Source organism: Siphonobacter sp. BAB-5405 (genome assembly GCF_002872335.1).
GTDB lineage: Bacteria > Bacteroidota > Bacteroidia > Cytophagales > Spirosomataceae > Siphonobacter.
This window is the reverse complement of sequence record NZ_NJAG01000036.1, coordinates 408,397-430,945: the sequence shown is the minus strand read 5'-3', so window position 1 is coordinate 430,945 and position 22,549 is coordinate 408,397. Positions and strand designations below refer to the sequence as shown.

Below are 22,549 nucleotides of genomic sequence, written 5' to 3'. Positions count from 1 at the left end.
GGAAAATGATACGCTTAAATGTACTGACCGGACTGTTCCTGATGTTCTGTTACTTCCCCCTTCAGGCTCAGCTTGTCCAAACGCAGGGCATCACCTCTCCCCTGCATCAGGCCAACCAGGGAAAAATTCTTTTTACCTCCCGTGAAATTCCTCCGGATGAACTGAAAACCGGTGACTTTTTAACCAGTTACTCACTGACCAACCACAGCAACCTCTTCCTGACGGCCTTTCTGGGCAATTCACTGACTAACTATCTGCATGCTCTGGCTCCTACGTTGTCCGCAGATAGTCTGACGAAGGTGGGTAATTATCAGTTTTCCTTTTACGTCGATCAGCAACTCATTTACCAGAGTAATCTTCATCCCGGAGCTCCTTACGCCCGGATCAAAAATGAAGAGACGGTCATTCGTAAACCGCTGATTGACAACCAGCACGAGGGACGCTGGTGGAGCCAGTCGGCGTGGAACCGATTCATGAATCAGGGCGGAGATCAGGCCCTGACGGAGGGAAAACACCTGTTTACCCTGGAAATCAGACCCTACCTGAAGCTTTCACACGTGCTCGTTGGTCCAACTCTGGCCCGGGGTGAAATTCATCTGGACGTAAAGCGAAAACCCACGTTTAATCCGGATACGATAAAACTGACGACTCCTAAACCATATCCGGGTCTTAACGTCTCGTCCGATTCCTTCGACCGACCTGCCATCCAAGCACTAAAGGGCAACATTGAAGCGGGTGTGTTTAAACACATCACCAGTATCGTAGTCCTTAAAAAGGGCCGGATCCTTCTGGAGGAATATTTTAATGGAGCCGACCGAAACACCTTGCACGATGTCCGCTCGGTAGGCAAGTCCTTTGCTTCAACCTTAACGGGTATTGCCCAAAACGAGGGATATCTGAACGAGAAGCAATCCTTGCGGGAATTTTATGACCTGAACGCTTACGCTTTTCAATCAGCAGCAAAAGCGGCTACTACGGTGCGGGACTTACTCACGATGAGTTCCGCTTTTGACGGAGATGATGACCATCTGGATTCCCCCGGCAATGAAGAGCACATGTACCCTGAACCTGACTGGGTACGCTTTACGTTGAATCTTCCCGTGCTACCGGCCAAGTACCAGGGGGAATGGCATTACTTTACGGCGGGCGTGGTTTTGCTGGGCGACATTCTTAACAAGCGAGTACCCCAGAATCTGGATGTATACTCCAGAAACAAGCTTTTTGAACCCCTTGGAATTCGTCATTACCGCTGGCCCTATACGCCCCAAAATGTGGTAAGTACCGCCGGAGGTATTCAACTTCAGGCACTGGATTTGGCCAAGTACGGACAGCTGTATCAAAATAAGGGTAAGTGGAACGGACAACCACTGATTCCGGAGACCTGGGTAGCGAAAACCTTTACCAAGCACAAAGCCATTCCCGGTCGTACGCAGGAATATTACGGTTATTTATTTTGGAATAAGACCTATACAGTGCGTGACAAACGCCTTGAAACCTACTACTGTACCGGCAATGGGGGCAATAAAATTTTCGTTTTTACGGATCAACCGCTGGTGGTGGTGGTTACGGCTACAGCCTATAATACTTCCTACGCCCACACGCAGATCGATCGGCTGATGCAGGAGTATGTACTACCAGCCGTGCTAAAATAAACGGGTAGACCATCCACACCTAAAAAACAACAGCATCAGCTTTACTGATTTCGACGTGCAAACTCTTTTTGCACTTGAATTGAGTTTGCCTCTCACCCGCGACGGCTTTTCCGGTCACAGTCACGGCTCGTCCCTTGACTACGCGGTGATGCAGGCTTTGAAGATCTTCTGCGGAAGCTCCTTCCACATATACTTCAATGAACCCTTTTTCGTCGCGGAGCCAGAATTTGCCACCGTTCTGAGTTTCCGTAAGAACAGGCTGGTCAATCCGCCCACGGACCTGAACCATCTGACCTTCCCAGGCTTTAGCCTGGTCACACGCCCCATTACTTTTGGCGTTCAGCTCGGAGGGAGTATAGAGCTTCGTAGGATTAATCGTATCATCATCACCGCCCGGTTTCTGACAGGCTCCGATCACTACTGCTAACGTACAGATAATCTTTTTCATGAAGGTAGAGAATACCGCCGCTAATTACTCACGCTCTGCTGAAGAACCTATGGACCTGGATAAAGCATTTGTTAAGTTATCGGATACTAGCAGCAGAAGACAAGTTTTCGTACTCGTCAGGCTAGGTCATGCGGTTCTATCGTTCAATAGAATTCAGGCCATTGCACCCGGCGGGTAAATCACTGGCGATATTTCATTCAAAACACCGGTATACAACGAAGAAAAAGCTGCGAATTACTACGTCCAACCCCTTTCAAACACTACCTGGTTTTCATTCGGCCCGTTCCTTCGTTCGGTGAATGAGCAAAGATATTCGGCCACTCGGTCGCTTTATTCAACCATTCGTCGGGGGGGTACTGGTTTTCGTAGCAGGGGCTGGAATCTTTGTTCAAAAAAGTTATGGCTGCTCTACTGATTTTCTTTGCCGTGCACTGGTACGGAGCCTTGTTCTTCCAAACCGTTTTTCTGCACCGATATGCCTCTCATCAGGCCTTTAAAATGTCAAAAACCTGGGAACGGGTATTTTTTATGGGAACCTTTATCTTCCAGGGATCGAACTACCTAAGTGCTTATGCCTACGGCGTTATGCACCGCATGCACCATGCCTATGCCGATACGGAAAACGACCCGCATTCACCAAGCTTCAGTACGGGCATTTTTGATATGATGCTGAAAACATATCGGTTCTATTCGGCTATCCGTACGCGTAGCATGGAAGTAGACCCTAAATTCACGGCGGGTGTGCCCGACTGGAGATCGTTTGATGACTTCGCTTCGCATCGTTACACCCGTCTGGCCTGGGGAACGCTGTATACGCTCTTTTACATCTATTTTGCTCCGAGTTGGGGCTGGTTTTTACTGTTGCCGGTCCATTTCCTCATGTCGCCCATTCACGGAGCGATTATCAACTGGTTTGCCCATAAAATTGGTTATACCACGTTCAAGGTCAACGATACGTCTCGCAACCTCATGCCCGTTGATTTTCTGATGATGGGTGAAGGATTCCATAATAATCACCACACCTACGGGAATCGTCCTAATTTCGCCTACAAGTGGTTTGAAATTGATCCTTCTTATCAGATTATGAAACTCCTTAATGCTGTGGGCATCATCCAGTTACCCCAGGAAAAAGGACGCACGCAGAAATTCATGAAGAAGAAACAGCTGGCGAAAGCTTCGTAAGGAATGTTTATTACGCCACAGGGGCAGGAATGATTGATCATTCCTGCCCCTGTGGTTTGCGATACTTATGAAACTCTGGTGTACATCCCGTTTGCCTTACGCTTTCAAAGTTTAGTTTAGTAACCCATCAATACCTAATTGAGTTAATTTCAGCGTCTATTCGTTATTGCTGTATACTTACCCTGAAGACGCGTATTTGCTTTCGATTACATACGTAAATCGTCACAGATTCAGTATTCATAACGTACACTAGTATACGCTTTAAAGCATCATTGAAAACTATGCTCTGCGTCGTTGGCTATACGAAAGGTGCTCCAGATGACGTACCTGATGCTTTTTTAATGGCCGAATTAACTAATCTAATTTCGTCCCGATACAACGGTTGTTCCTCCAGTCCGTATGGATTCCAGGCAGCAACTTCCTCAAATCAGTAACTGTCAGCTGTGGTCAGAAGCTCAAAATCCCGCCCGCCTACCAGCCCTATTGCAGGACGAAACTCATTCTTCTAGCAACCAGGCAGCCCGAAAGTTCATCACTTTCGGGCTGTATAAGGAAGTCTTAGAATCCTTACTTACGAATCTTACGAACCAGCGTTACGATTTTTTCAATAATCGCTCCGATAACCAAACCACCCAGGGCACTAGCCACCACTTTCGCCACCCAGGCTAATGCCGGTACGTCAGCCAGTGCGTGCTCAATAGCCTCCAGACCATGATGCAATACGGGGATACCGTGCGAAATGATTTCCGCACCCACCCACAACATGGCCGCAGTACCAACGTATCCCAGAACGGTTAGAAAACGGGGCATAAAGCGAACCAGCCCCACGCCTATCTTACGAATCGCAGGAGGTCGGTTTTCGCGAGCCAGGTATACGCCCAGGTCATCCGCTTTAACCAGTAAGGCTACGAATCCGTATACGGCTACGGTAATGAAAATTGCTACGGAAAACATAACCGCAATCTGCGTCACCAGGGGCTGATCGGATACGGTTCCATACGTAATAGCAACGATTTCTGATGACAGGATAAAGTCGGTTTGTACGGCCCCCTTGATTCGGGTTTTCTCCAGCTCTTCGGGCGTAATGACGTTGAGTTCATCCTCCGAATCCCCGTGTGCATTGCCATGCGAGCTAAACATACTATGCACCTTCTCGTAGCCCTCAAAACACAGATACGCTCCGCCCAACATCAGAATGGGCGTAATGATCCAGGGAGCAAAGAAACCCAGCAACAGGGCCACCGGCGTAAGGATGAGCACCTTATTAATTAATGATTTTTTGGCGATCTGATAAATGATCGACACTTCACGGGAGGGATCTAGTCCTACCACGTATTTGGGGGTCACGGCGGTATCGTCAATGACGACACCCGAAACTTTCCCCGTACTTTTAGCGACTTGAGTAGGAACGTCGTCTAAGCTGGCGGCACTGGCTTTCACCAGGGCGGCAACGTCATCTAAAAGGGCTAGCAATCCAGTTGCCATTAGTGATGGTTTAAGGGTGATGAATTTTCCGGCTTCGTTCAGGAGATCTTGTTGACTCGCGTCTCTGTACTCTTTTGATGGTTTTACTGCTTCCGCTTAAAAGAATGAGCCTGTTTCAAAAACGCCCCTCTTTCCACAAAATGAGCCGCAGCTTGTCTGCTGAATTACCGAAAGATTCGGGGCGAAGATACAGGGTAAGTCGTATACTTATCTTGCCTTATGGGCCATACGGCTACTTTTCGTGAAGATCCGGGGGAATTTATGGTCCAGTGGTAAGTGACGGTACTTAGCTCCGTAAAGACGCTGGAATAGAGCCTACGCTAAACCAGAAGCAGATATAGGGCTCCGGCAATCAAGGCAGCAATGAGCGTATTTAAAAAATTTACAGCATCGTTGGAGAGATAGGCTTTTCGCTCCCAGGCGGCTCCCAGCACCGAATCCGCCAGATTGCCCAGTATACCCGCTCCCCAGACGACTACCGCCAGCGGGCTCCAGCCCTGTCCTATGATGTACAGAGCCGTTATGATGGAACTCCCTCCGATGCCTGCCAGTGTGCCTTCCAGGCTTATGACGCCGTCCAGTCCCCGGGTATCGGGTTTTAAGGTAAGAATATTGTAATAGCTTCGACCATATATATTACCGAGTTCAGAAGCAAAGGTATCCGCCGTAGCCGAGGCAAAACTGGCGGCCAGCATGAGTTGAAAGAGTTCCGTCCGGGCGGGATAGGCCCAACTCAACAGGCCCATGAGACCAGCTACTCCACCGTTGGCCAGGGCCTGACTGGCTTTCCGTCGCCCCTTATTTGCTTCCGCCAATCCCAGGGCGGCTTTATCAGAAAACCGGAATGAGCTTACCAGCGATCCCAGTACGAAAAAAGCTCCCAGCATACTCAGCCCCATCAAACCGGCTCCCGAATAAATGGCCCAGCCCAGTATGCCCCCGGTCAAAGCCCCAAGAATCGTTAATTTGCCGGCTTTGACGCTCAGCCACATACCCACAACTAAAAAACCGGCTACGGTCCAGGCTTGTATACTCACGCTTGAAGGATGATTAGTTCATACAGGATCTCAGCTTCTGGAATGGTAGACCACCCCTGGAGCTGAGCTGCAAATTGGCATCCTTGCTTCGAAAAATCAAATGGCCCCTGATTTCTTCTGGAAAATCAGTTACCACCTTCAACTGTAAGCTCCCTATTAAAATGGATGGTACTTAACAAAACAGGCCTGCTTGATCGAAGCCATTTCATTCGTACAGCAGATAAATAAAAAGAAGCTATTGACTATTAATGGATTGCCTAAGCTTACTGGATTTCATCATTAACAAAATCAACTCTCCTACCCTTTACTTCACCAGGCTGACTTGTGCATTACAGGCAGTTACGTAAGAGTTCTGAGAAGAATAGCTTCCAATACACCTTAAAAATATACTTACAACCTAACGGCATATATAAGTACTTAAACTATGAATAAATAGTTAAATTTCCAGAGTATGTATGGCTGTACGTACTCTGGAAATGCTTTGTAAAATTTTTATATTGTTCACACGTAAATCAAGAGCCTTTCCTAGAAGAGTTTGATCGTTAATCAACGCCCTCCGGCATCGTCATTACGAATTTTACGACCTTGTTTGCCTACGGCAGTCATCTGACCAAACCGCCATTCAAAGGCTAGTCGGGCCGAACGGTTCACAAAAAAGGATTGTGACGTTGATACAAACGTGGGTGAAATCTGCCGATACGTTTGCCGCATTCCCTGATTGAAAGGATTATTTACTCCCAGCGTTAAGCTGGCTTTTTTCTCCCAGAATTCCCGTTTGAGAGCGAAGCCGTACCAAAAAAAGCTCGAACCGGTTCCCTGAATATTGATCCAGCCCGAATTAAAATTACCGTTGGCCTGAAAGGTATAATTCTTAGGTAATTTATACGTACTATTAACATTGATATTCACTACCGTGCCGGAATTACCCTGTTGAAGACTGGGGCTGTACAAATCGACGTATCGCAGGTCTGTTCCTCCGTTTAACGTCCAACTCTTATTGACTTGTCCCGACAAGTTTACGTTTAATCCCAAGGACTTTCGCTGGGCAATATTTTCGGGTTTACTCACTGAAATGCCCGCCTTATCTACCCTTCGTATATACTCGATGGCATTGTTCGTCAGCCGTCCGTACAGGGCTGAATTGATCGATAAACCTGATGAGTTTGTTTTGCTGTGTCCTAATTCAACGCCGTGGTTGAGTTCGGGTTGCAAATACGGATTACCTGTTTGCAGGTTTCTCGGGTCACTGGAATTAACCCAGGGATTCAGATTCCAAAGCTGCGGACGTTGAATGCGTTGCGTATAACTGGCCTTAAACGTGTGCGTACGGAAGGTTTTTGAAACGGTAAAGCTTGGAATCAGATTTGTATACGCATTGGCTATGCTCGTCTTTGTACTTAAAAAATCACCTAAGATGGCAGTATGCTCTAGTCGTGTACCCAGGTTAAAACTTAGCTTGGACTTGGTTTCTGCCCGCACTGCCAAATAACCCGCGTAGACGCGTTGCAGATAGGTAAAATCATTGGATTGACTCAGATCCACTTCCCAGGGCGACTGTTCATCTGCCGACTGCTCAACGCGAAATTCACTACCAATATTTCGTTGAATGGCTCTTACCCCGACTTCCAGTTTCAAATCAAACGTATCCCGCCGGGTATGTACCTGAAACGGTTGCGTATAATCGGCCTGTAACGTGTATTCTTTGTTACGGCTATAGTTGGTACTCCGTTCCCGTGATAGCAGTTGCTCTTCCAGCGAATAGCGGTCCGTATCGTAGAAATAATTGTCGGGCATACGGCTAAATTGCGTTAGCAGGGAGAATTCCTGATTTGGCTTGCGAAAGGTTTTGGTATAACCAAGGTCGAACTGACTGTTCCCGTACGGATTCCGCATCCGAATATCGTTGCGAAAGGCCTGCAAGGGTCGACTGGCCCCATCGCTAAGCTGATTAATGACCTGACTGTTGTTGGGATAATAACCGCCCCAGCCATTGGCCGAAAAATTGATATGATTAGTCGAATCCGGGTCGTAATCCAAACTTAATTCGCCGTTTCCTCCCGTACCCGTGTTGTCGGCTCGGCTGCTTTGTCGAAGGATATTTAACGGATTTCCATCGGCTAAAGTGGTACGTACTAGCTCGGCTTCCCGGATATTACGGAACTGGTATCCATTGGCTGACAACGAAAAACCGATTTTGGGTGTCTTAAGGGACAATTTTCCATTGACGCTGCGGTTTAGCGTTCCCACGGAAGCCATGACCGAACCATTGAATCCCTGCAGAGCTTTTTTGGTAATGATGTTGATTACTCCGGCCGCTCCTTCTGCGTCGTATTTGGCACCGGGACTGGTAATCACCTCTACGGAACGAATGTTATCAGCGGGCATCTGGCGGAGGGCATCGGCCAGGTTACGGGCCATCATAGCCGAAGGTTTACCGTTGATTAGTACACGAATGTTGCTGTTACCCCGCATTTGCACGGTACCGTCCAGATCCACACTGAGCGAAGGTACTTTACGCAGTACGTCAGCTGCGGAGCCCCCAGCGTTGGAAATGTCTTTTTCGGCATTATAGACCAATCGATCTCCTTTATCCTCAATTAAGGCTTTCTGAGCCGATACGGTTACCTCATTGAGCGTTCGATTTTCCGGAATTAAGTTTAAACTAGCACCTGTTAAATGCGGGTGCTGGGCGGTTAGGCGAATCGACTGACTGTGTTTACGATAGCCGACGGATGTCACTGTGAGCGTATACGTACCCAAGGGGACATTGGTAATCTTGAAAGTCCCCACTCCATCCGTAGTGGTACCGCTGATCAAGCGGGATTGCTCATACAGAGCGATGTTCGCAAAGGGAATGGCTTGCCGCGTCGTGGAATCCAGGAGCGTACCGCTCAACGTACCGGGGTGGCTGTGGCTGGATTGGGACAAAGCTTGCCCCAGCCATAGAGCCAGTGTGGCTATGGTTAAAACGTATTTCATAGGAGGAGGGTGTGAAGGTGATCGTACCAGGATTGGCCTGGATCTTTGGAAATGATTGGTTGATTTCAGGCTAAAGAGCCGGAAAAAATGAAAATGTTGCAGGCTACTAAAAAAAGTTTAGCTCTTTTTTGAAGCTTTATTGCGGCAAGAAAAAACAAGTATTTGAATAGGTAAGGTAACTTCTCTCCAATTTTACGCATACACGTTGGTCGCCATACGTCATATCTGGGGATTAATCGTTAGTTTTCCAACGTGTCCTATACTCCTATGTACGACCACTTGCCTTTTGTTAATACGTACAAGGCAACTCCCCTAGTCAACAAACCTATCCACGATTTACTGATGAGTTTAGTAAAAGATATTTACTCGCCTGAGTTCTTTGATCACTTTACGGAGCTTCTGCAGGAAACATTGCCTGACTTTACGAAAGAGCTCTTCTTACAACGCATTTTCACTCCTGCGTTCGCCGCTATGGCCTGGAAAGAGCGGATGCAGCATACGAGCCACGTATTGCATGAATTCTTACCCGAAAACTTCGAAACAGCGGCTCCTTATCTACTAACCATCGTAGAAAAATTACTGAAGCAGCAAACTAGCTGGGATAGTCTGGTGTATATCTTTCTTCCCGAGTATATTGCTACTTACGGGCTTTCCGACTTTCCTACCTCTGTAGCCTTGTTTGAACGAACAACGCAGCTAATCAGTGCTGAATTTGCCGTGCGTCCTTTCCTTTTGACGTACCCAGAAGCCATGATTCAGCAAATGTTTCGCTGGTCGCAGCATCCTTCGCCACAGGTTCGGCGACTGGCTAGCGAGGGCAGTCGTCCGCGTTTACCCTGGGGGATTGGTATTCCGGCCCTTAAAAAAGACCCCTCGCCTACGCTACCGATCCTGGAAAACCTGAAAAACGATTCTTCTGATTCGGTTCGTCGCAGTGTAGCGAATCATCTCAACGACATCGCCAAAGATCACCCGGAAGTGGTTATGCAAGTAGCCCGTCAGTGGGCGGGCCATAGTTCTCAGACCGATGCACTGATTAAACACGCCTGTCGTACGCTTTTGAAACGGGGTTATCCGGAAGCATTAGCCTATTATGGACTGCAAAGTGAAGATTTGACTTTAACGGATGTGCAACTTTTAACAAAAGAAGTGCGTATGGGTGAATCACTAACCTTTTCATTCGTATTGACGAATCAAAAAACACGACCTCATACGGTGCGATTGGAATACGGCATTTATTTCCGTAAAGCAAATGGACAGTTGAGTCGTAAAGTATTTAAAATTAGTGAACGCTTGTATCCTGCGAACGAATCGAGTACCGTAATACGACGTCATGCGTTCCGACCTATCACCACGCGAATATACTATGCCGGGGAGCACCAGCTTTCGATCATCGTCAATGGGAAAGAAAAATGTACACTGCCTTTTACACTATTCCTTTAGTACAGGCTTACCGGGCAGATGAGTTAAATTCTATTTACATAAAGTGAATGAAAGTTACGAAGATGGCTTAAGCCTCAAGTAGTACACGAGTATTTCTCTGTAAAAAACTGTGCCTGAGTAAATTACTTACATACCTCTTCGTCCTGAGATCCGCTTTCATCAATGCTTTTTGGACTTAGTCCGAACCTCACCTTTCTGCGTTTTGTACCCGAGGACGGTAGCCATGTACTGAGTCTTGGAAGTCTTCACCACAATCTTTCCATTTTCAATCTCAGAATTGACTTTGACAAACTTCTCAAGCTTTTCCGGGAAAGAAAGAATTTCTTCGATCTGCTGCTGGGTAAACGTGTATTGCGTTTCGAGAAGGTTGCGGGCTACGAGGTACTTGTTGGTTTCCGAAGCCTGGTAAAAACTGTCCATCTCCTCTTCAACGGCCTCGGTAGCTACATCCATGAATGATTTGATGGTGAATTCCAGTTCGAGAATTTTCTTACGGTCTTTCTTACTGGGAACGTATTCGAAGATGATATTGGCCTTGTTGAACAATTCGGCCTGTGCTACTTTCAGTGCCCAGCGTTGAATTTCCTTGAAATTGTAGCTATCGGGGCAATTGAGCATGAATTTGAGTTTGTCTACGGAATACGTAAACACGCGTTGTCCGCGGTTGTAGTACATCATCATCAACTCATAAATTCGCTGGGAATACACCGACTCCAGCGAAAGCATCACGTCAATACTGTATTTGGTGTATCGACTACCTAATTCAATGAATTGCGGCACTACGTTTGCCAGCATGGTAATCTCAAGCAAATTTCGACCGTCTTCATTAACCGTCCGTACCAACGGAAAAGGGACCAGCGAGGCAAAACTGGGAGCTTTGGGATTGGAGAAGTCTTCGTACAGAATCTTTTTATCCGTTAGTGATTTAGCCGCCTGATACAGCTTTCGGTAATTATTGGACTTGGCTAATTCCGTAATGGGGATGGTAAAACGTAAGTTCTGCCCTTCCTGGTAATCTTTGACATTACGAATTTGATTGATAATCATAACCACAATCCGCTTCTCCAATTCCGAGAATTGTTGCTTTGATTCCGTAATGAAATTAGGCTGAAAGTTATTAAGGCGTTTCTGAAAACTTACCGAATTATCCATAGGTTATTCCCTCTCAGACGGAAAAGTACGGATTAAAAGTGAGACCTCTCCTTTTTTTCTCACTTTTAATTGCAAGAATTTATTTCGCGTCATACACTTAGGTAGAGGTTTGTATGACAAGGACTTAGATTAATGTGGTAAAATTTACCACATTAATAAGGGGTTCTATGCTGGAATCATTTATTTGTTTCTGTAGAGCAGTACAGGCTTCATTCCGAGCGATAGGAAGTTCTAGTTAACTCGAATCGTTTTCAAAATGTTTATCCTAATCAAATCTGGAATCTTGATTGCAAAAGAAGGAATAAGTAAGAGACATGGTCTGAATGCTTTCATCCTTGCAGTTCAAACGGTCGCTAACCTTACTGTTTTGATTAAACAGAAGCAGGTTCTTTCCAGCTACGGACCTCACCTATCTATAGAACGGCTCAAGTAGTGTCAGTTTATTAACAGACTGAATGTTGGGAATAGTAGAAAGCTTAGTTTTTACTACTCGACTACTAATGTGGTAAATTTTACCACATTAGTGAGAATCTCAAAAGGTGAGGTTTGGACGAAGGCTTTTTCGAAGTGCTGACTCTGGACTTTAAGTCAGATATAGACAAAAAAATAATGTGGTAAAATCTACCACATTACGTAACTAGGTTCGCCCATAAAACGACTTGTGTGGAATGCTTTATCAGCGTTCTTCAATGAATCAAATATTCTAAAATTGAAATGTGGTAGATTTTACCACATTTCAATTTTAAAGTTTTTCCAGCAGCGATTGAGCCAGATCGATGATTTCCTGATAGGTTGCTTTACTAGAACCTGTTTCTAATTGCTCGACTAGGTGCTTAAGTCGAACCAATTCATTCTGCGGTTGCGAAGCCTTTACGGGCTTTTTCTTCTTACTGAGTACCTGCTGTAGCTCTTCTATAGAAGCAATGGGCTGATCAGACGCTGGCGTATCAGCTAGTTTGACAATATCTCCCTTGTTTACCTTTGACTTCCGTGAAAGAATTTCCTTTTTCAGGTCCGTCGAAGTTTTATCTAATCCTTTGGCAAATTCAGCATCCGTTCGAATGGTTTTGGGACTGACGTTGAACTGCTCCGCTAGAATTTCTTCCGTGCGTTTTCCAGCGGTTTCTCCCACGGGACGACCGCTGTCTTTCTTGAGGGACAGGTATTTTTGTCCGCGTAAGTACGAGGTTTGCTCAGGTGTCAGGTTCCGGCGACCGAGCTGATTGTCGATCATGTAGGCTCGAACTTCCTCTAACCCAGGGAATTCTTTGAGAAGAATCCGGAAATTAATACCGTGGTTGCTACAGATTCGATAGCGGTTGTGACCATCCACGAGTACAAACAAAGAATGAGTATCATCCGTATTCCGAACGCTACTGGCGGGAGTTTCCCAAACCAGTAAGGGTTCTCGACAACCTTCCCGTAAAATATTAGCTTCAAGTTGCTTGTATTCATCGTCTAGCAGGGGCGGAATTAGTGTTTCCAGTTCAGGAATGATTGTGATCTGGTTTTTGATTAACTCCTGCTGAACCAGCGACCCACTGTCTTTTTTGATGAGATCCTTTGTACCGAATTGATTGACAATTTTCTTCATACGGATTATTTCGTTACGGGCGTGAGAAGTTCCTGGGCTAACTGTTTGTAATCCTGAGCACCGGGAGAGCCGGCAGCGTAGCGGAAAATATCAACCTGTGCATACTGAGATTCTTTCAAAGCTGCGTTCAGACGAATTTCAGTATCAAATACGCGAAAATCCTGTAAATCCTGCCGAATGGTTTGGATAAGTTCCTTGTGAAGGACAAGACGACGGTCTACGCGGGTGAAAAGAATACCTTCAATACTCAAAAACTCGTTGAAGAACTGACGAATTTCATTAATTAATTCAAAAAGGTTGTTGATTCCTTTGATGGCCGACGTTTCGGGTTCCAGCGTGACCAGAGCAGCGTTAGAGGCAATCAGGGCTGAATTCGTAAATACGTTCAACGCAGGCGGGCAATCAATGAGAATATAGTCATATTGTGGGAGTACAGCATTTAAGGCCGTACGCAGGCGTAGAGCACCGCTAGGAGAGTGCGTAAGTTCACGTTCGTATTTAGCTAGCTCCAGACTACTGGGAACCAGATCAAAATTAGGAACGATGGGAACAATAGGTAAGGATTTGCCCTGCAAGAGAGCTTCGTAAAGCTGCACTTCCGGATTATCAAGTCCTAGACTTTGAGAAAGGTTACCTTGGGAATCAATGTCAATAACCAGTACCCGATAACCTGCCAGTACCAGAGCACTCCCCAAATTAATGGTAGTGGTCGTTTTACCAACGCCGCCTTTGTGATTGACAATACTGATCACCCGAGCTTTCCGATCCCTAAACTCTTCGAGGCCATATTGTAGCAAAACGGGTTCCAGAGCTTTGAGGTGTTTTTGATTCAGCGTACGCTGACCCGCTAATGCCTTGGGTAAAGTACTAACGGGAAGGCCAGCTTCTTTTTCAATGACTGACATGGATAGGGCCGTTTTCTTCTTGAAAAAGTGAAGGACCTCGTCGTGTGATAACATGGGTAAGGAGGTTTGTCAAAATTAAAAGACAATACTAAGCTTTTTATTTCCATGTGTCATTGTAATTGGACGGAATTTTAAAAAAGCATTGCTAGCTAAAAACTAATTTTTTAGTTGTCGGTCTTCTTTTTCTGTGTCGCATGGTGAGAAAAGGGAAGATGAGCCACTTTAAATGATACGATCAGTCTTTGATATATTCTTATTATCAAATATTTCTGATTGATTTTAGACTTCATAAGTATCTGTTATACAGAAAGTTATGAGCTAAAAAGTGAGGTTTGGACTAAGTAAAGGTGAGTGATGGACTAATTCAGGGTTTATAAAAGTGAGGGATGGACTAGGTATAAAGTGAGGCTTGGACTAAAGTGAAGTATTTAAAAGTGAGGTTTAGACTAAGATAAAGGTGAGGTTTGGACTAGCAACATTTTATCTTATTTTTAAAGATTTGTCGCCTTTTTCGGACACAGGTAGAACCCCATTCTCTCATAAAGGTGAGTTTTGGACTAAGACTTTTGCATCTAAAACAGAAAACCTTATCCCTTAATAAGCCCAACACCTGACCAGTACAGCGACTTAAAAACGCCCGGAAGTATTCCGAAAAATGAAATCTTCGAAAGGTGAGTTTTAGACTAAACTTTTAAAAATGTGCGTTCACCCAGGCAATGTCTAGTAGTCAGCGACTTAACGAGAAGACGAGTGAAAAGCACTGCTTTTGTAGTACTCTGAACAGAAAATGAGCAGGGAAAACGGAAAGATGAGGTTTGGAGAGGGGGTCGTTTATCAATATACCCCATCCCTTTTCGAGTAATAAATAGACAGGTTTGGTAATGACCCTGTCAAAATCAGATCCATTTTAGAAGACAGAATTTTAATAAGAATGTTTTGCTTCTGATTCATCGTTAGGGTACGTACAGAATCCGCTTTGATAAATTTTCAAGTCAATCCATCCCGTGAAGGTTAGATTTCAGGATCTTCCTACCATTTTTGTAGACAGAACGTGTCGGAAGCTCATCCTTCAAATTCCATTACACCCGTAGAACAACATAAACCAATGACTAAACCTTTTCTGGCTCTTATTGCTAGTGCAGGGGTGACTCTAGCCGCCTGCTCGCAAAGCAATAGTAAAAATGCGGAGACCGCAACGGCCGATAGTACCCTGGCTCCAGTTGAAACCAATGCTCCCAACTCTGATTACAAACCAGCTTTCCCGGGTCAGACGCGAATCGCCGGTGTTAAATCAAAAACCGCTTACGAAGGCAAAGTACTTGCAGAAGGACTTAAAAATCCCTGGGGAGTTACCAGTTTGCCCGATGGCCGTTTGCTGATCACCGAAAAAGGAGGTACGATGCGAATTGCCAAACTTAGTGGTGAATTGAGTGCACCCATTACGGGTATTCCAACCGTCAATTCGGATGGGCAGGGTGGCTTACTGGGTGTACGGGTAGACCCTGCCTTTGAGCAAAACCGGATGGTATACTGGGTGTTTTCGGAAAAACTACCCGAAGGAAACCTAACGGCAGTAGCTAAAGGAAAGCTTTCCGCTGACGAAAAGAAAATTGAAGGTGCGACCGTCATTTACCGGGCCACACCAGCGTATAAAGGGGACTTACACTATGGGGGCCGCATTTTATTCGACAAACAGGAAAACCTGATCATCAGTACAGGCGAACGTTCGGATACCATTACCCGGCCGCAGGCTCAGCAGCTTAATTCAAGCCTCGGTAAAATCATTCGGATTACAAAAGAAGGAAAAGCCGTGGCAGGAAATCCTTTCGAAGGGAAAGCTGGAGCCAAACCAGAATTGTATTCCTACGGTCACCGAAATGTACAGGGTTTGGCATTTCACCCCGTTACGGGCGATCTGTGGGAGGATGAATTCGGACCCCGGGGTGGCGATGAAGTAAACCGGATTGAACCGGGCAAAAACTACGGCTGGCCTACCATCACCTACGGTATCGAATACAGCGGTAAAAAAGTAGGAGCGGCCATTCAGCAGAAGGAAGGACTGGAACAGCCCGTGTACTACTGGGATCCGGTGGTATCTCCCAGCGGTATGACGTTCTACAACAGTGACAGTATTCCCGAATGGAAAAACAACCTGTTCATCGGAGGATTGAGTAGCACGCACATTGTCAGACTAGTGATTGAAGACAATAAAGTAGTAGGTGAAGAACGCCTGCTGGATAAAGAAGGGCAACGCTTCCGTGACGTAACCCAGGGCAAAGATGGAGCCCTGTACGCGATCACTGATCAGGGAAGACTTTACCGGATTTATAAAAAGTAAACCCTAGTAACCCGGATCCGCTGACAAAGTGGGTTCGGGTTCTTTTTTACGTATTCTTTCCTGCAGTTCTCTTCCCACCGAAAAATCGCCATTGATGGCCTGAGAAAGGCTTATTTTCTAGGGTAAAATCATAAAAAATGAGTCCTGAGATTTCGATACAATGCTTTAGTTCGAGGGAACGGACGCATATCGAAATCTCAGGGCTTTCAAAAGAGTGTAAAACGTCGAATTATATACTTCTTTGAACTGGGTTTCAACGAAGAATTTATTACCGTAATAAATAAACGTTTACCGATTCCTTCACGTCTACTAAGGTACGTTTGGGTTTTTGAAACGGAGTCGGAATAGGACGTCGGGCGTATTCCTGTAAATAAAGTACCCAGGCATCCCGCCACCAGATGGCCTCCTCATATTGCGTACGAAGTCGCCCTGCTACGTCGGCATGCAAGACAGGGTCAACGGCTGGTTTAACCTGAGCCCATTCCCGCTGCAACCATTGTACGGAATCCGCACCCGTATAGAAATGCGTACAAAGTTCATCCCAGAGGTTGCGACCCGAGGAGAGGGGTTTATCCCAGGGAACATGATGAAACCAGAGCAAGTAGGGGAGAGGACAGGTTTCTGCATTCTCCCAGCCTTTTTGAACCTCGGGGTAATATTGGGAAAGTGCATTACTACCCGTAGCGGTACGGTCAAAACCCAGGCCTAGGGAATCTGCCCGGTGGTAATAAACGGCGGTCCAGTCCGGACGGGGACTTTTGTTTTGCCAGGGTTCGGGAGCAAAGTGTACTCCTGTCCAGGGCCGGGAAAGGCCCATCGGCGTGTTGTAATTGACGTAAATATCCCGCGAACGGAGCAGCATATGACGAATCCGGCGGACGGCTACGGGTTCATGGGTCAGCGTCATCCTAATCCATTCGTCAGCGATTTGCTCGGAAGTCAGGGAATGGTCCCAGGCCAGTCTTCCAAAGGCATACCAGTTCGCCTGAGCCAGCGGATGACCCGTCCAGTTGCGATCCGAGCCCGTATTAGCTACGCCCGCCATTAGCGTTCGTTCATACCCGTGTAAGCTGCCATCAATTACTTTGGCTACCGTCGATCCTTTCCCTGAAACGTAGGTATCAGCGTCCAAGCACTCTTTAAACAGGGGAGCTTCGTATACCAGATGGGTAGCAAAACCCAGGTATTCTTGCGTAAGTTGAAACTCCATGCCCAGGGGCGTATGGGGCATCCGACCAAAGATGGGTGAAAAAGGTTCGCGGGGCTGAAAATCAATCGGACCGTTTTTTACCTGTACGATCACCTTGGAGCCAAATTTGCCATCAAACGGTACAAACTCTTCGAACGCAGCCTTGAAGCGATCGGCGTTGGGGTCGGCTTTGTACACGAAAGCTCGCCAGATGACTACACCCGGGTACGGTTTCATGGCTTCATCCAGCATATTGGCTCCATCTGCGTGCGTACGACCATAATCCTGCGGACCGGGCTCGCCTTCCGAATTGGCTTTCACCAGAAAACCACCAAAATCTGGAATGGTCTGGTAAATTTCTTTCACCTTGTTAGCCCACCACTGGCGAACCTGCGGATCCAGAGGATCCGACGTCTTTAAACCGCCGAGTATTTTGGGGGCTGCAAAGTTCACCGATAGATAGACCTTGATACCATAAGGTCGGAATACGTCGGCCAGAGCGGCTACCTTTTTCAGATATTCGCCCGTCAGCAGGCGAGGACTCGCATTGACATTATTAAGCACCGTTCCATTAATGCCTATGGAAGCATTCGCCCGGGCGTAATCTCGGTACCGAGGACTGATGGTTTCGGGTAATTCATACCATTTCCACATCGATTCCCCCGCATAGCCCCGCTCAATGGTTGCGTTGGGATTATCCCAGTGATTAAGCATCCGAAATTTTACTTTCGGACGGCTAACAGCGACTAGTGAATCCAGGGGCCGATTCACCTGTAACTGACGCAGCAGGGCAAAGACACCGTACAAGACACCCGCATCTGTTTGGCTGACAATCTGAAGGTTACCCTGCCGTTTGACAATACGGTAGCCTTCAGCAGTAAGATCCTTTACATCCGCACCCATCGGCGTAATCCGTAGCAGTATTCCGCCAGTCCGATTGCCAGAAGCCTTTACGGACGGTATGGATTGTCCTAATAGTCCCTTCAAACCTTGCCGTAATTCGTCCGTTGCCGTATTCAGGATGGGAGATGAACCTTCCGTTGCGATGAACTGCATGGATCGGGTGTAAGACGTCCGCAGGGAAGCATTTGAAATCCGGTCGTATTTGAGCCAGAGTTGGTACCCATCGTCGCCTTTAGCCAAAGGAGCCAATAGCAGCAGGTACAGGAATAATAATCGCTTCATTAAAAGAACAGAGAGTTATACGTGTGTTATACAAACGAATGAAGGCTTAAGAGCAACCGGATTATCGCTTCGCAGAATAAACGTCAGTGACCAGGCGTATATCTGTTTTACCGGGTTTGGCAGTTCATCATCCGCAAAGCGACCCTGAAACTCTTTTACCTGTATCTATAGTAAATAGGGGGATAAAAACGGGGCGTAAATTTTACGTGTAAAAATGACACTTATTTTGAAAAGCACAACGAACTACTCGTACTTTTTTGAAAAAAAATATACGAATAGTTAAAAATAGATTCGTTAAAGGCTTAGCTCCGGACTGGGAATAAAGTTTAGAAACGCATTATGCGTAAGCTGATATTTGTTGGAATTGACCTGATATAAGTAAGCCCCTCGCCGGGAATATCCCTTCTGTTTTTCGTCTAATTTGGTTAACAGATTTGTAGACAGGATTTTACGACTGAAGTTGCGTTTGTCAAATTCCGTATTATAAATCGCTTCGTACAGTTTTTGCAATTGGGGAATTGTAAATTTTTCGGGTAAGAGCTCAAAACCGATGGGGTGTTGAGCAGCTTTGTAGCGAAGTCGCTTCAGGGCGAGATCTACCATATCTCCGTGGTCGAAGAGCAGGGGAGGTAACTCATAAATGGAAAACCAGCGAGCCTGGAACGTACTGGACAAGGTTCCTTCAAACTCATCGATTTTAATTAACGAAAAGTAAGCAACGGATACGGTACGCGTAATAGGGTCGCGAGTAGGATTCCCAAAGGCATACAGTTGCTCCAGATACACATTGGTAAGGCCTGTCAGATCAAAAACAATGCGGCATGCAGCGTCCTCCAGGCTTTCGTTCGGTTGCAGCCATCCCCCCATCAACGACCAGGTTTCGGCCTCGATACCCCGCTTCACGAGTAATACTTTTAGGCCTTCGCCGTCAAAGCCGAAAATGATGGAATCTAAAGCCAGTAAATAGGGATGCTGTTGTTGGTATTGATCTAACATGTACGCTCACTCAGGAATGGACCACACTTAAAAAGGGAAAGTAATTTGTCCGAAGATAAAGCGAAAATGTTAACTTTTTGTTACAAGTTCAAGATACACTTTCAAGCCGTGTTTCTGGTTCTACATTCACCCCAATTATAGCAGTTCATTTTGGCTGGAAGGCTGCTCAATTACCCGGGATGAACAGTCCTCCTGGTAATGTTCCAGGGCGGCCTGAACGTTCTTCTTCATGCGATCTCTTAGCATGCGGGGCCGTAGCACTTTTACCTTCCCGCCAAAGCCAAGGAGCTCCCGTTCCAGTTCAAAGTTAACAATAACCCGGATGCGAAATACTGAACCGGAAGAATCTTTGGAGAGCAACTCCTGCGACGCATGCAGGGGTTTCGTAACCACATAGGGGGCATTGGAGGCAGCTACCCAGAAAACTACTTCACAGTTTTTCTGACCAGGGGTCTTGGTTACGCCGATTACATCGGAATAAAAGGTTTGTAAATCCAGGATCTCGTTGGGGCGATAGGCTTCATGCAAATCTTCCTGCAAAGCATGAATCCGGTCTAAGGCTAATGTAAGAATTGGCTTACGTTTCTGATGCGATTGCCCGAGTACAAACCAGCGGTTGCGGTACTCTTTTAACAGATACGGACTAAAACAGAACGTAGCCGACTGCCGGGCCCGGAAGGATTGGTACGTCATACAAAGCGTTGTTTTTGAAACAATGGCCTTCCGAATAGTTTCGATGTAATTCAATCCCAGTAAATGCTCATTCTTTTCAAAATCCACTACGGGTAAACTACTCGTTTGCTGGGTGTAGATCTTGTCCTGCAGTTTACTAACCATTTCCCGCAAGTCCGCAAAGTGGTTCAGTCCTTTGAATTGTTGTAATAAACCCGCCACTTCCCCCAGAAGTTGCATATCCTGAGCATTCAAAGGAATGTTGGTGATACTGAAATGCTTATCGGCGTAGATATAGTACTTACGGTCCACTACGACAATGGGAGCTTCATAGCCCAGTTTCGAACTTCGCATCATCTCCAGATCGGACTGAACGGTTCGACGGCTTACCCCCTTTTCAAGGCCCTGATACTCGTACAGGGCTTGTGAACAGGCTTCCATCAAATCCTCCAGAGTCCACGTGCGGTATCGATTCTGCAGACATTGATCAATGGTTCGGTAGCGAATGAGGGCGTTGCGATTGAGCGGCATGAGAAAAAATTTTCAGAAAATTAGAAATTATTTTCTACTACGCACAAAGACTGCGTAGTAGCCTTGAACCTTTGTATCGTCAACGAAAACAAAGACAGTTATGAAATTCAATACAACGCCTCAACAAAGTCAGCCGATCCTGAACCATGAAGGAGCGAAAGCCTACCGCATGAATCCAGCTCTGGAGTTGTATTCAACCGTAGTAACCTGGTCTTTGAATGATACCTTTTACGAGCCCAATGATGAGCGACTCATTCGGATACGCAATCTGATTGCTCAGAATGATCCGGGTTTTGTAGCAAAACTAGCCATTTACGCCCGGCATCAGATGTATCTGCGTTCGGCTCCTCTGGTACTACTGGCAGAATTGGCCCGCATTCACTCCGGGGATGACCTCGTCGCCCGAACGACGGAGCGGGTCATTGCCCGTGCCGATGAAATCACGGAGCTGCTGGCCTGCTATCAGGCTCTAAACGAACGGACCGGTTTGAAAAAACTCAATCGGTTATCGAAGCAACTGCAAAAAGGGCTGGCTTCGGCGTTCAATCAATTTGATGCGTATCAATTTGCTAAATACAATCGAAATACGGCTATTAAACTGCGGGATGCCTTGTTTTTAGTTCATCCCAAAGCTAAAAATCCAGCTCAACAGGAAATTTTCAATCAAATAGTAACCAACACATTACCTGTACCCTATACCTGGGAAACCGAATTGTCAGCGTTGGGGCAGCAAAAGTTTAAATCAGCCACGGATAAAGAAGCGGCTTTTCAACAAAAGTGGGAAGAACTGATCGATAGTAACAAACTGGCATATATGGCTTTGTTGCGAAACCTGCGAAATGTGATCCAAGCCGGGGTCTCGTATGAACATCTGAAAAAAGCCGTCAATACTTTAGCCTCGCCTGAACAGGTCGCCCGGTCGAAGCAGTTTCCCTTCCGCTATTTAGCCGCTTATCGTGAGTTACAGGGAACGGAAATGAAGCGTCATAAGCAGGAAAACTGGATTGAAAAAGTCTTCAGTGGTCAAGGGTACGTAGGAGAAGTTTTGGACGGATTGGAAAAGGCCGTAGTTCAAAGTGCCCGTCGGATTCAGGGTTTTGAGGAGCATACCCGCGTACTGCTAGCCTGCGACGTATCGGGTTCGATGCAGAAGCCTGTTTCACCGCAGTCGAGTATCTTACTTTACGATATTGGTTTGATGCTAGCTATGCTGTTACAATCCCGTTGCAGGAATGTACAGGTTGGAATGTTCGGCGATAGCTGGAAGCGAATCCAGGTTCCTAGAAATCGAATACTCGCCAATGTGCATGAATTCTACAAACGGGAAGGAGAGGTAGGCTATGCTACTAATGGCTATCTGGTATTAAAAGAACTGATAGACCGCCGCGAGAAAATGGATAAAATCATGTTTTTCACGGATTTGCAGCTCTGGAACAGCGGCTCAGGGAGCAATCAGCTAAGTAACCTGTGGGGGAAGTATAAACAGGAGATTCACCCTTCAGCCCGTCTGTATTTGTTTGACTTAAGTGGTTACGGCAAAACGCCCCTACAAGTCCTCCGGAAGGATGTATACCTGATTGCGGGCTGGAGTGATAAAATCTTCGGGGTACTGGAAGCCCTTGAAAAGGGTGAGTCAATTCTGGAAATGATTAGGAATTATTGATTTTAATAACGCGTAACGGTAAGGTTTTTACACGTAACTGTGCTTAGTACGGTACGGGCTAAGTTTTAGAAGCCCAGCCCAAAGGATGCCGTAGCATC

At 46.3% G+C, this 22,549-nt stretch carries 15 protein-coding genes; 5 read left to right on the top strand and 10 right to left on the bottom strand.

The genetic code is table 11. From position 1 onward, the window contains the following. Positions 1-5 precede the first annotated feature (5 nt). Positions 6-1,652 (top strand): serine hydrolase, encoded by a 1,647-nt coding sequence (locus BWI97_RS21025; protein WP_102202658.1) that lies wholly within the window; start codon positions 6-8, stop codon positions 1,650-1,652. Between the two features lie 19 nt (positions 1,653-1,671). Here the strand turns inward: BWI97_RS21025 and BWI97_RS21020 are convergent, their stop codons facing one another. Beyond that, entirely contained in the window at positions 1,672-2,100 is a 429-nt protein-coding gene (locus BWI97_RS21020) for an OB-fold nucleic acid binding domain-containing protein (RefSeq protein ID WP_094809656.1), read from the bottom strand. A 399-nt stretch (positions 2,101-2,499) separates the two neighbouring features. Between BWI97_RS21020 and BWI97_RS21010 the strand changes: the two genes are divergently transcribed. Further along, entirely contained in the window at positions 2,500-3,282 is a 783-nt protein-coding gene (locus BWI97_RS21010; RefSeq protein ID WP_102202657.1) for an acyl-CoA desaturase, read from the top strand. A gap of 567 nt (positions 3,283-3,849) precedes the next feature. On the opposite strand, the gene BWI97_RS21005 is transcribed toward BWI97_RS21010, so the two are convergent. The 3 genes from BWI97_RS21005 to BWI97_RS20995 all read right to left on the bottom strand — a co-directional run bounded on the left by BWI97_RS21005 (position 3,850) and on the right by BWI97_RS20995 (position 8,783). Continuing rightward, positions 3,850-4,767: a DUF808 domain-containing protein gene (locus BWI97_RS21005; RefSeq protein WP_094809649.1), complete on the bottom strand. Its 918-nt coding sequence runs from the start codon at positions 4,765-4,767 to the stop codon at positions 3,850-3,852. Positions 4,768-5,087: 320 nt separating this feature from the next. Further along, positions 5,088-5,804, bottom strand: a complete 717-nt coding sequence (locus tag BWI97_RS21000) for a DUF92 domain-containing protein (protein WP_199182050.1) — start codon at positions 5,802-5,804, stop codon at positions 5,088-5,090. Between the two features lie 546 nt (positions 5,805-6,350). Next, positions 6,351-8,783: a TonB-dependent receptor domain-containing protein gene (locus BWI97_RS20995; protein ID WP_102202655.1), complete on the bottom strand. Its 2,433-nt coding sequence runs from the start codon at positions 8,781-8,783 to the stop codon at positions 6,351-6,353. 342 nt (positions 8,784-9,125) lie between these two features. Here BWI97_RS20995 and BWI97_RS20990 point away from each other — a divergent pair, with 342 nt between their 5' ends. Further along, entirely contained in the window at positions 9,126-10,226 is a 1,101-nt protein-coding gene (locus BWI97_RS20990; RefSeq protein ID WP_102202654.1) for a DNA alkylation repair protein, read from the top strand. A gap of 159 nt (positions 10,227-10,385) precedes the next feature. On the opposite strand, the gene BWI97_RS20985 is transcribed toward BWI97_RS20990, so the two are convergent. The 3 genes from BWI97_RS20985 to BWI97_RS20975 form a co-directional block, all read right to left on the bottom strand. Then, complete coding sequence (locus tag BWI97_RS20985; RefSeq protein WP_102202653.1) at positions 10,386-11,378, bottom strand: replication initiation protein; 993 nt, start codon at positions 11,376-11,378, stop codon at positions 10,386-10,388. A gap of 742 nt (positions 11,379-12,120) precedes the next feature. Further along, positions 12,121-12,972, bottom strand: coding sequence for a hypothetical protein (locus BWI97_RS20980; RefSeq protein WP_102202652.1), 852 nt, complete (start codon positions 12,970-12,972; stop codon positions 12,121-12,123). A 5-nt stretch (positions 12,973-12,977) separates the two neighbouring features. Next, positions 12,978-13,931, bottom strand: coding sequence for a ParA family protein (locus BWI97_RS20975; protein WP_094809636.1), 954 nt, complete (start codon positions 13,929-13,931; stop codon positions 12,978-12,980). Positions 13,932-14,982: 1,051 nt separating this feature from the next. Here BWI97_RS20975 and BWI97_RS20970 point away from each other — a divergent pair. Further along, positions 14,983-16,215, top strand: coding sequence for a PQQ-dependent sugar dehydrogenase (locus tag BWI97_RS20970; protein ID WP_102202651.1), 1,233 nt, complete (start codon positions 14,983-14,985; stop codon positions 16,213-16,215). Between the two features lie 268 nt (positions 16,216-16,483). Here BWI97_RS20970 and BWI97_RS20965 read toward each other — a convergent pair whose 3' ends face one another. From BWI97_RS20965 to BWI97_RS20955, 3 genes are all read right to left on the bottom strand, one after another. Then, positions 16,484-18,589, bottom strand: coding sequence for an alpha-glucuronidase family glycosyl hydrolase (locus tag BWI97_RS20965; RefSeq protein WP_102202650.1), 2,106 nt, complete (start codon positions 18,587-18,589; stop codon positions 16,484-16,486). A 294-nt stretch (positions 18,590-18,883) separates the two neighbouring features. After that, complete coding sequence (locus tag BWI97_RS20960) at positions 18,884-19,585, bottom strand: NUDIX domain-containing protein (protein WP_094809632.1); 702 nt, start codon at positions 19,583-19,585, stop codon at positions 18,884-18,886. Positions 19,586-19,720: 135 nt separating this feature from the next. Then, positions 19,721-20,788: a YafY family protein gene (locus BWI97_RS20955; RefSeq protein WP_094809630.1), complete on the bottom strand. Its 1,068-nt coding sequence runs from the start codon at positions 20,786-20,788 to the stop codon at positions 19,721-19,723. A 100-nt stretch (positions 20,789-20,888) separates the two neighbouring features. Between BWI97_RS20955 and BWI97_RS20950 the strand changes: the two genes are divergently transcribed. Continuing rightward, on the top strand, positions 20,889-22,451 hold the full coding sequence (locus BWI97_RS20950) for a TROVE domain-containing protein (RefSeq protein WP_102202649.1): 1,563 nt from the start codon (positions 20,889-20,891) through the stop codon (positions 22,449-22,451). The last annotated feature ends 98 nt before the right edge of the window (positions 22,452-22,549 follow it).

Bases quoted from the DNA above. Each gene is read 5' to 3' on its own strand.
- BWI97_RS20980 (WP_102202652.1), bottom strand. From the start codon at position 12,972: ATGAAGAAAATTGTCAATCAATTCGGTACAAAGGATCTCATCAAAAAA.
- BWI97_RS21010 (WP_102202657.1), top strand. From the start codon at position 2,500: ATGGCTGCTCTACTGATTTTCTTTGCCGTGCACTGGTACGGAGCCTTG.
- BWI97_RS20975 (WP_094809636.1), bottom strand. From the start codon at position 13,931: ATGTTATCACACGACGAGGTCCTTCACTTTTTCAAGAAGAAAACGGCC.
- BWI97_RS20985 (WP_102202653.1), bottom strand. From the start codon at position 11,378: ATGGATAATTCGGTAAGTTTTCAGAAACGCCTTAATAACTTTCAGCCT.
- BWI97_RS21005 (WP_094809649.1), bottom strand. From the start codon at position 4,767: ATGGCAACTGGATTGCTAGCCCTTTTAGATGACGTTGCCGCCCTGGTG.
- BWI97_RS20995 (WP_102202655.1), bottom strand. From the start codon at position 8,783: ATGAAATACGTTTTAACCATAGCCACACTGGCTCTATGGCTGGGGCAA.
- BWI97_RS20950 (WP_102202649.1), top strand. From the start codon at position 20,889: ATGAAATTCAATACAACGCCTCAACAAAGTCAGCCGATCCTGAACCAT.
- BWI97_RS20955 (WP_094809630.1), bottom strand. From the start codon at position 20,788: ATGCCGCTCAATCGCAACGCCCTCATTCGCTACCGAACCATTGATCAA.
- BWI97_RS20970 (WP_102202651.1), top strand. From the start codon at position 14,983: ATGACTAAACCTTTTCTGGCTCTTATTGCTAGTGCAGGGGTGACTCTA.
- BWI97_RS20965 (WP_102202650.1), bottom strand. From the start codon at position 18,589: ATGAAGCGATTATTATTCCTGTACCTGCTGCTATTGGCTCCTTTGGCT.
- BWI97_RS21025 (WP_102202658.1), top strand. From the start codon at position 6: ATGATACGCTTAAATGTACTGACCGGACTGTTCCTGATGTTCTGTTAC.
- BWI97_RS21020 (WP_094809656.1), bottom strand. From the start codon at position 2,100: ATGAAAAAGATTATCTGTACGTTAGCAGTAGTGATCGGAGCCTGTCAG.
- BWI97_RS20960 (WP_094809632.1), bottom strand. From the start codon at position 19,585: ATGTTAGATCAATACCAACAACAGCATCCCTATTTACTGGCTTTAGAT.
- BWI97_RS20990 (WP_102202654.1), top strand. From the start codon at position 9,126: ATGAGTTTAGTAAAAGATATTTACTCGCCTGAGTTCTTTGATCACTTT.